Origin of the sequence: Shimia marina, assembly GCF_001458175.1 — a bacterium.
GTDB classification, from domain to species: domain Bacteria; phylum Pseudomonadota; class Alphaproteobacteria; order Rhodobacterales; family Rhodobacteraceae; genus Shimia; species Shimia marina.
Window position 1 is genome coordinate 1 of the sequence record NZ_CYPW01000021.1, and the last position, 8,367, is coordinate 8,367.

The following is an 8,367-nucleotide window of genomic DNA, read 5'->3' on the forward strand; positions in this document are numbered from 1 at the left end:
CCGCTCAGCAGGCCTTGACCGCAACCTAATCACAAGAAAGAAACAGGAACGGATTCTACATCCAAACGGCCCGGATCAAGGGGCTGGGTCACGTGACATGTGGTTCGAGCTTTTCGGCAAGTGCTTCGAGCAGCCGACCTTCTTCACGCTCCCAACTGTAGGTTTCCACCAGAACCGTCTCGTGCTCGGCATGGACCTGCCGTTTCCAGTCCATGCTTTCGAGGTATTCATCGCGATCGACGTAAGGCGCCGTAGTCAATTCCTCCGCGCCGTCCCTGCCACGTTTCTTACGCACGCCGAAATGCTCGATGTAGACGCCGCTCTCTGTCAGCCGGAAGTCTGGCAAGTAAGTGCGGCGCCCAGTCTTCTGGAGTTTGTGCTCGTAGCTCGCTTCGTATTCGTAGGCGATGCCGTTCCGGAACAGCCAGTTGGCGATCAGCAGCTCTTCAAAGCTGTTCACCATCTCGCCTTGCAGTGTCCGCAAGTTGCGGCTTTCGATTTGCGCATACCATTCGTGCTTCGTCTTGAAATCCCACTCAGTTGGGAAGTCGTCAAAGAAACCGGCGAACCAGCCGATCACTGTTTGTGCGATATCGCTGGCGGTCGCCACGACGTGCCGAAGGATCTCCCTAATAAGCGATAAGAACGCCTTGTCGTCTGTCGCCGTCGGCGCCAACGGTGGCTTCTCGCCTTCCACCTCACCGATGATCTCATAAGCCAGAGCATGGAAGGTTCGTGCTGCAACGGGGACTCCGCATCTGGCTTCGATGCGCTCCGACATCTCGGTCGCCGCGTCTTTCGCGAAGGCAAGCAGCAGGAGCTCACTTGGCTTTCGTATCTCCGCCTTCACGAGGTAAGCGGCCTTAGCGGTGATCACGCTGGTCTTGCCCGATCCGGCGCCAGCCAGAACGAGAGTCGCGTCTTCGTCGACAACGACGGAGAGCCGCTGTTCAGGCGTCAGCGGCATGGACTCGACTGTGTCGAAGAACTCCTTCCAACGAAGCAGTTGAGCTTCCACGAACGCCTCGATTGACGCGTTCCGGACGGCATTCGGATCGGATGCAAACGCCGTGATCGGGGCAATCCGGGACATCACCTCTTCGCCAACGGCCTCCGCATTCAGCTTTGACAGCACGCGGCTGTTTAGGTCGGCAGCATCGCGAGCCAACGGCGCTACGTGGCACGCCGCTGGGTAAGCATCCGGCACCTTGAGTGCATCGAGCGCTTGAAGGATGCGACGGACAGCGACGTCTTCCTTTTCCAGTTGCTCCCGGTTGAAACCAGTCCAGGCGGTGGCCGCCGCATCCGCGAACTTCTTGGCCGCAGTCATATCCGCAGCTGGCAAGGTCAAGGTTCGACCACCCTCGAGATCGAGCGTGAGTGACGACGAGAGAAGGCCCTTCTTCACCGACGGGCGTGTCGATATATCTTCAAGCCCTACCCAACGCGAACCAGCCCCGCGTGCCGCAATACCCTTTTCTTGCAATGTTAGGGATCTTGGGTGTCGGCCCAGAGGGTCAACCAGGAACCCCAGGAAGGATTTTGAGACGAGGTTCATGTGCACCGAATTGCCAGTCTTTTCCAAGGTGTAGCAGATATTGGACAGCTGGGAACCTTGTGGGACGCATTTCTGGCGTGAATGGCGGATTGTGGTCATTCGCTGCAGTCGGCACCAAGGTCTAATGTTGGGGACAAAGCAGGCTTTGGCACCATTAACTCAAACAACGGGAACCCCGGCATGGCTCACATTCGAGAGTTTTCGTTAAAACCTGCTTTCGGTTCTGTTCATCCATTGGCCCACTGCTGGCCTACTCCGGCAGATCACTGCATTTCTGCCTTGTAGTGCGTCAAGAACATCTTGATGCAATCCGACATGGCGCCCTCATTTTCCTGCTTCTGGCCAAGCATGAAATCAGGTGTGTAGAAGAAATCTCGGATCAGGCTGATTAACTGCCTGGAGGCGTATTTCGGGTCGGTTCTCCGGATGGCTCCGGCATCCATCGCTTCAGAAATAAGCTGCGTGATCGGGTCCTGGAATGTTGCAAGCTGCGCGTAGTAGTCCTGTGACCGCTCCAGGTCGATCAGCATTTCAGCTGTGACCATTCGGGTCAGCGCGATGGTCTCAGGATCGGTCAGCGCGTCAACATATCTTTGCAGGGTATTCGCCAGTTGTTCCTCCAGATCACGTTCGGGGTCAAAGGGGATTTTTTCCACCGCTGCCTTCTGCTCGATCATGATCTTGGAGATTTCGTCGAGAAGCGCGTCCTTGGTTTCGAAGTGATTGTAGAGCGTCCGGCTCGATACGTTGGCTCTTTTGGCGATTCGGCTGGTCTTGCCCCCCCGGAACCCGTGTTCCTGGAACTCTTTGATTGCCGCAGCAACAATATCTTTTCGTTTTTTTTCAGTCAGTTTCACCTGCTCACCCTTCATAATGTAAATTATCAGTTTATATTATTGCTGGCCTCCTCAAAAAGTAAGGTGAAAGTTTACTTTTGTCCAGCTCAAACCAAGGAGAGACCCATGAAAACCGCCCTCAAATCCGCCGCCATCGCCGCCACCCTGGCCGTATCCTCACCTGCCATCGCCAAAGACACGACGTTCCTGGGTTCGCAAATCACCGCCGAAAATATCGTGGATGTGCTGGAGATTCAGCGCGTCACCGCCAACCTGACCAATGCCGCCGACAGCCAGCACTGGGATGTGGTGCGCAATATCCTGGGTGATCAGGTGGACACCACGATCGGGGAAACCGAACCCGGCGTGTCCAGCGTGAAGACCAACGATGACATTGCCACCCGCTGGGAGGGCTTCTTTGCCAGCACTGAGCGGTTCGTCATGCATCATGTCACATCGAACGAGCGCGTGTTTTTTGAGGACGCAGACAATGCGACCGTGTTCAGCAAGGGTGTGATCGTGGTCGAAAACACCCCCGCCGGTGCCTATGCCGAAAGCGGCGGCACCCTGCGCGGCTATCGCTGGGTCAGCTATGAGTTTGGCCTGAACCGGACCAATGAGGGCTGGAAGGTGAGCAAGGTTCTGGTGGATTACCACGTGCAGGAGTGGGACTCACTGGAAGTACCGAAGTAACTGAGCCCCAAAGTAGGGTGTTCCCCGCCCAGGTTTCCGGGCGGGGAATGCCTTTCGGCTCAGGCCATGTGCTCGTCAAAGAAGGCAACCATGCTCTCCGGGTTTTCACCGAAGTAGTTGTAGCCATCAAAACGCCGCGTGGTGCCCTCGACCCAGAGCAGTTTCTTGTCCGGTGTGCCCAGCAGATCATAGGTCGTCTGCACATCCTCGGGCCGGGTCCACAGGTCGTCTTTCACCTGGATCACATAGGTCGGCACCGTGACATTTGCCGCAAAGTGATGCGGGGTCATGCGCGCCATCGGGAAGGCACCGAGGCGCTGCTGTTCCCGATCCAGAAGGTCGATGAACTCACCTATCCCCTGCAGCTTGCCGATTTCCTCAGACGCCGTGCGCGACGAGCAGGGTTGCGGGCAGACAAAGGCGCGAACGTCCTCGAACAGGTCGGGGCATTTGCTCATGGCAACCATGGCCGAGTTGCCCCCGTTGCAGGGGTTGAACAGGCCCACTGTCATGTCCTTTAGCCGCTCATGGCTCTGCACATAGACTTGCGCCCCGGCCACATCGCGCCACTCAAACAGCCCATAGGCAGCCAGCCCGGCATTGGCCGCGCCGCTGTGGCCGTGGTTGCGCATATCATAGGTCAGCGCGTTGTAGCCCGCGTCATGCAGCGCCTTGTAGATCTTGCCAAATTCGACATTCACCGGCGCGAATTGCGACCAGGGCTCCAGGTGGCCAGGGAAGCCGTAACGGCTGAAGGTCAGCGGATGGTTGCAGATGATCAGCTTGTCTGACCCCTCGGCCGGGATGAACCAGGCCTCCAGCGGCACGCCGTCCAGCGCCGGAAAGAACACGTCTTCGTAGTCCATACCGTAGTCGGCAGGCGTCTTCAGCACCGGGGTCCGATTGATGATGGTATTGCCCTGGGCCATGGCCTGGATGATGGCCATCTGTTCGGCGGTGGGGTGTTTGGACATGAGGTCTCGCCTTCAATCGGATCGGATGGCGTTCGCTCCGGCATCGCATAGGGACAGCAGGGCCGGGTCGAATCGACAAGTAAGCGACATCGTTTACATAGGGTGCAAGATTCAAAATGTAAACGAAATCGTTTACAGTGATCCAAAATCCCCTATGATCGCCCCATGCCAAACAAAAAAGACGATATCCTTGCCGCCGCCATGGTGGTGTTTCGCGAAGAGGGGCTGAAAGGCGCCCGGATGGAGCGCATTGCGCAAGAGGCCCAAGTCTCGAAACGCACGCTCTACAAGTATTTCGACAGCAAAGAGGCGTTGTTCGAAGCGATCTCAGCCAATGTGGTGGAGATTCTTTCGGACATGGAGATCCCGCAATTTGACCAGACCCAAGCGGTGGCGCCGCAATTAACCGAGGCGCTTCGGATTTACATCAACCAGACGCTGCGGGAGGATTTTCTGAACGGGTCACGCGTGATTTTGGCCGAGTTCATGCGTAACCCGGAGGCCGCAAAACGGTTCAACGATGCCTATCTTGGGGTGGATGCGACGATCAGCCGGTTCATTGCTCAGGCGGCGGAGGCGGGACTTTTGAACATCGACGACATTGAAGGCGCAACCAGCCTGCTGCTCGCTCTCTACAAAAGCTCCCTGTTGATGCCACGGATCCTCAACAATGTTGGCGCGCGCGGGAGTGGGGACATCGAGCGTTTGATCGAGGAAAGCGTGCAGGTTTTCCTTAACCGCTATATGTCGAAGGGGACGCAGGTAATGGCTGACCGCTGATCAACCATCCGTTTTGTAGTGCGACAGGAACATTGCCACGCAGTCCTGCATGACGCCGGTCGTGTCCTGCTTTTCACCCAGCAGGAACTCCGGCCAGAAGAAGAAATTCTTGACCAGGGCGAGCAATTGCCCGGTGGCGAAGGCAGGGTCTGCGCGGCGCAGCACGCCTGCCTCCATCGCGTGCGCAATCAGCTGTGTCATCGGATAATCATGGCTTGCGGCCTCGGCAAAAAAGGCGCGTGATCGGTCAAGATCGCGCAGAAATTCAGAGATCACCATGCGATTGAGCCCAATTGCTTCCGGGTCCGTGATTACCGTCACATAGCGCTCCAGAGCCTCAGTCAACTGGTCCTCAAGGGGGCGGGCCGGGTCATAGACCACCGGATCCATCGCCTCATTACGTGCGATCATGATCTCGGTGATCGCGTCAAACAACGCCTCTTTTGTCTCGAAATGATTGTAGAGCGTGCGACTCGAAACAGCAGCCCGTTTGGCAATACTTGTGGTCTTGGCGGCCAAAAATCCGTTTTCACGGAACTCTTCGATCGCCGCATCAATAATATTTTGTCTTTTCTTTTCAGTTAGTTTCACAGCACATCACCTTACCTCCATACAAAAAGTAAAGTTTTATATTTACATTTTGCATCCGCCCTCCGATTGTAAACATGCAAGTTTACAAATCAACCCCGCACCGTCACTCGCCGGGGCTGCACCAGAAGGACCAGAGCATGATCACCTTTACAAGGCGCAAACTTCTCCAACGCGCGTCCACGGCCGCTCTCCTGGCCATCGCAGCACGGGGCGCAACGGCAAACACAACCTCCGAACCAATGACAAACAGGAGCACTGACATGACCACTCTCACCGCTGGCAAAAATACCGTCACCTTCAAATCTTTTGGCGTGGATCTGGCCGCCGACCTCTACCTGCCGGAAGGTTTCGACCCGGCCAAGACCTACAAAACCATCGTCGGCGCGAGCCCCTTTCCGCAGGTCAAAGACCAGATCCCGGCCACTTACGGCCCGGAAATGGCCGCTCGCGGCTTCATCTACCTGGGCTTTGATTACCTTGGCATGGGTATGTCCCCGGCGCTGCCCGGCGAGTTCAAACAGTCGCGCTACATGTTCCGCCTGATTGAAAACACCTGGGATGCAGTGTCCTATCTGGGAACGCTTCCGTTTGTTGAGGAGATCCACGGGCTGGGCGTGTGCCAGGGTGGCTCGATCATTGCATCGGCCGCCGTGACCGACCACCGTATCAAGAAAATCGCCATGGTGTCCGGCATGATGGCTGCGGATGCGTTCCAGTGGAGTGACCGTGAGATGGCCAACCAACAGATTGCCGCCGCAAACGCCTCGATGCAGAAGATGTATGAAACTGGCGCGCCGGACTACGTCGCTCCCTTTGGTCTGAATGACGAGATGTCCCGGGAAGAGTTTATCGGGGCAGGGGGCAATCCGATGGCGGGTGAATCCTATGACTACTATGGGCGTGATGGGGTCAAAGGCCCGGTTGCGGTTCCGACCTACACAAACATGCATATCGGCGATCAGGGCATGCAGTCGCTGATCTCTATCGGCGAGGCCTATGCAGACAAGATCGTGCAGCCCTCACTGGTGATTTACAGCGCGTCCGCCTTTACGGCGATTTGTTCGACCCAGTTTATTGAGAAGCTGACGAACGAGTATGAAGAGTTGGCGTTTGACGAGTTCTCGCATGTTGACTTCTACTACAAGCCGGAAGCTGTGAAGGCCTCAACCGACGCCGTGGCCGCGTTCTTCAACGCCTGAACCGACAAGGCAGGGGCCGTCAAACGGCCTCTACCTTCCGTGAAATACACGACAATAGCACCGAAAGGTGCCTTTGGCATTCGCCAGATGGTCGGGTTTGCAGAGCTGATGGCTCCATTGAGTGGATCGGTCCAGCGAGAAAACGTTAGGTATTTCGTATCTTTTACTGCACGATTTGAGTGAGAAACGTAACTCAAAAGTTACCTTATCTTGATCTATCGTGCTTCATAAGCTACGAAACCGGTGAAAATCGTAGCTTATAAGCTTCTAATTTTTCGCCTACCGTGCCATTCAGGGCACGTATTATCGGAATGCCAGAATGAGAAACGTTAAGAGCACCTTGAGACGTAGGAATGTCGAGCTGATCGACTTCGCAAGCTCGACAATGAGCAATGCACCAAGTCGCAGAGGATGGATCGAGAGGTTCAGAGTGGCGTTGGGGATGAGCATCACCGATCTTGCCGAACGTGTAGGTGTCTCCAGACCTTCCATCTCGAAACTGGAGTCGAGAGAAAAAGACGGTTCTATTACCATCAAACAAATCGACAAAGTTGCCGAGGCCATGGGTGGGAAGCTTGTTTATGCGATTATCCCCGCCGAAGGAAAGATGGATGATATCGTCATGAACCAGGCACGTAAAAGAGCCAAGCGGATCATCAAACGAACCAGAGCACATATGGCTCTTGAGGCACAATCTGAAGGCTTGCAAAGTCAGGAAGAAGCAATCGAGGAACTCGCCGAAGAAATGGCAAGAGAAATGGCGCGTGACTTCTGGAAATGACAGGCATTCTGAATCAGCCAGAGGGCGCAACACCGCTCACTGCGGACGAGCTTCAAGGGCTGAAACTCCCAGGGATAACGACGCATGGCGAGCTCAACGAAGTTGAAGCTGTCAATATTGAGCAAGGACTCAGGTGGCTTGACCGTCGGCCGAGAGGGTTCGATCTCCTGACCGACGAATCTGCAAAAGAGATCCACCGGCAGCTATTTGGCGATGTCTGGACCTGGGCGGGTGAATACCGTTTGACAGAGAAGAACATCGGAGTGCAGGTCTGGCACATCTCGACGGAGATGCGATACTGCCTGGACGACGCCAGGGTTTGGCTCGAAAACGAGGTCTATGAACCAGCCGAGGCAGTCGCTCGCTTTCACCACCGACTTGTCAGCATCCATCCATTCCCGAACGGCAACGGACGTTGGTCCAGGATTATGGCAGATGAGCTGCTGCGTCGAATAGACGATGATCTTTTCCTCGACTGGTCGGGCGGAGGCAGCCTTCAAAGCGATAATGACCATCGTCGACACTATATTGACGCACTTCGCGCGGCAGATGGCTATGAGTTCGATCCCTTGATCGACTTTGTGGCGGGCTCAATATCATAACCATTGCGGCAAGTTTTCGGTGAAGCATCCTTGGGCTGAAGTTCGGAGATCTACAACGATCTCAATACATCCTTTGCCAGGGACTGGGATCTGGATTTCCGGATCGCCTCCATCGTCAACCCATTCTCGCTCAAAGTTTGTGCTGCTTCCGCTCGCCAGGCAAGATCCCCTTCTCCAGGCAGAGTTCTCTTAAGCTCCCTCAAAACGCCAAGGGCTTGACCGGCCCATTTTTGGAAGTCTGTGGTTGACCAGAATGAAACGGTGACCTGCTCCCCTTAGAGTCCGCGGTTTTCAGTAAGCTCTGTTCAGGTTTTGGTCCTCTTTTGACCGTTGGTGATACTCCCACGGGGTGA

Annotated in this window: 9 protein-coding genes; 5 read left to right on the top strand and 4 right to left on the bottom strand. The window is 55.6% G+C overall.

Annotated elements, in window-relative coordinates:
- Positions 1–88: 88 nt before the first annotated feature.
- Positions 89–1,657, bottom strand: coding sequence for a UvrD-helicase domain-containing protein (locus SHM7688_RS10580; RefSeq protein WP_223229305.1), 1,569 nt, complete (start codon positions 1,655–1,657; stop codon positions 89–91).
- A gap of 164 nt (positions 1,658–1,821) precedes the next feature.
- Positions 1,822–2,415 carry a TetR/AcrR family transcriptional regulator gene (locus tag SHM7688_RS10585; RefSeq protein WP_158500689.1) on the bottom strand — a complete coding sequence of 198 codons (594 nt, stop codon included), beginning with the start codon at positions 2,413–2,415 and terminating at the stop codon, positions 1,822–1,824.
- A gap of 105 nt (positions 2,416–2,520) precedes the next feature.
- Between SHM7688_RS10585 and SHM7688_RS10590 the strand changes: the two genes are divergently transcribed.
- Positions 2,521–3,087, top strand: a complete 567-nt coding sequence (locus tag SHM7688_RS10590; RefSeq protein ID WP_058239922.1) for a nuclear transport factor 2 family protein — start codon at positions 2,521–2,523, stop codon at positions 3,085–3,087.
- Positions 3,088–3,146: 59 nt separating this feature from the next.
- Here the strand turns inward: SHM7688_RS10590 and SHM7688_RS10595 are convergent, their stop codons facing one another.
- Positions 3,147–4,061, bottom strand: a complete 915-nt coding sequence (locus tag SHM7688_RS10595; protein ID WP_058239923.1) for an alpha/beta hydrolase — start codon at positions 4,059–4,061, stop codon at positions 3,147–3,149.
- 165 nt (positions 4,062–4,226) lie between these two features.
- On the opposite strand from SHM7688_RS10595, the gene SHM7688_RS10600 reads away from it, so the two are divergent.
- The gene (locus SHM7688_RS10600) at positions 4,227–4,841 is read left to right on the top strand and encodes a TetR/AcrR family transcriptional regulator (RefSeq protein WP_058239924.1); all 615 of its coding nucleotides are present in this window, start codon (positions 4,227–4,229) and stop codon (positions 4,839–4,841) included.
- On the opposite strand, the gene SHM7688_RS10605 is transcribed toward SHM7688_RS10600, so the two are convergent.
- Positions 4,842–5,432, bottom strand: coding sequence for a TetR/AcrR family transcriptional regulator (locus SHM7688_RS10605; protein ID WP_058239925.1), 591 nt, complete (start codon positions 5,430–5,432; stop codon positions 4,842–4,844).
- Positions 5,433–5,692: 260 nt separating this feature from the next.
- Between SHM7688_RS10605 and SHM7688_RS10610 the strand changes: the two genes are divergently transcribed.
- The 3 genes from SHM7688_RS10610 (at position 5,693) to SHM7688_RS10620 (ending at position 8,014) form a co-directional block, all read left to right on the top strand.
- The gene (locus tag SHM7688_RS10610; RefSeq protein ID WP_144432557.1) at positions 5,693–6,631 is read left to right on the top strand and encodes an alpha/beta hydrolase; all 939 of its coding nucleotides are present in this window, start codon (positions 5,693–5,695) and stop codon (positions 6,629–6,631) included.
- Between the two features lie 385 nt (positions 6,632–7,016).
- The gene (locus SHM7688_RS10615; protein ID WP_233486608.1) at positions 7,017–7,412 is read left to right on the top strand and encodes a mobile mystery protein A; all 396 of its coding nucleotides are present in this window, start codon (positions 7,017–7,019) and stop codon (positions 7,410–7,412) included.
- Positions 7,409–8,014, top strand: a complete 606-nt coding sequence (locus SHM7688_RS10620; protein WP_058239927.1) for a mobile mystery protein B — start codon at positions 7,409–7,411, stop codon at positions 8,012–8,014. Before SHM7688_RS10615 ends, SHM7688_RS10620 begins: the two co-directional genes overlap by 4 nt.
- Positions 8,015–8,367 lie beyond the last annotated feature (353 nt).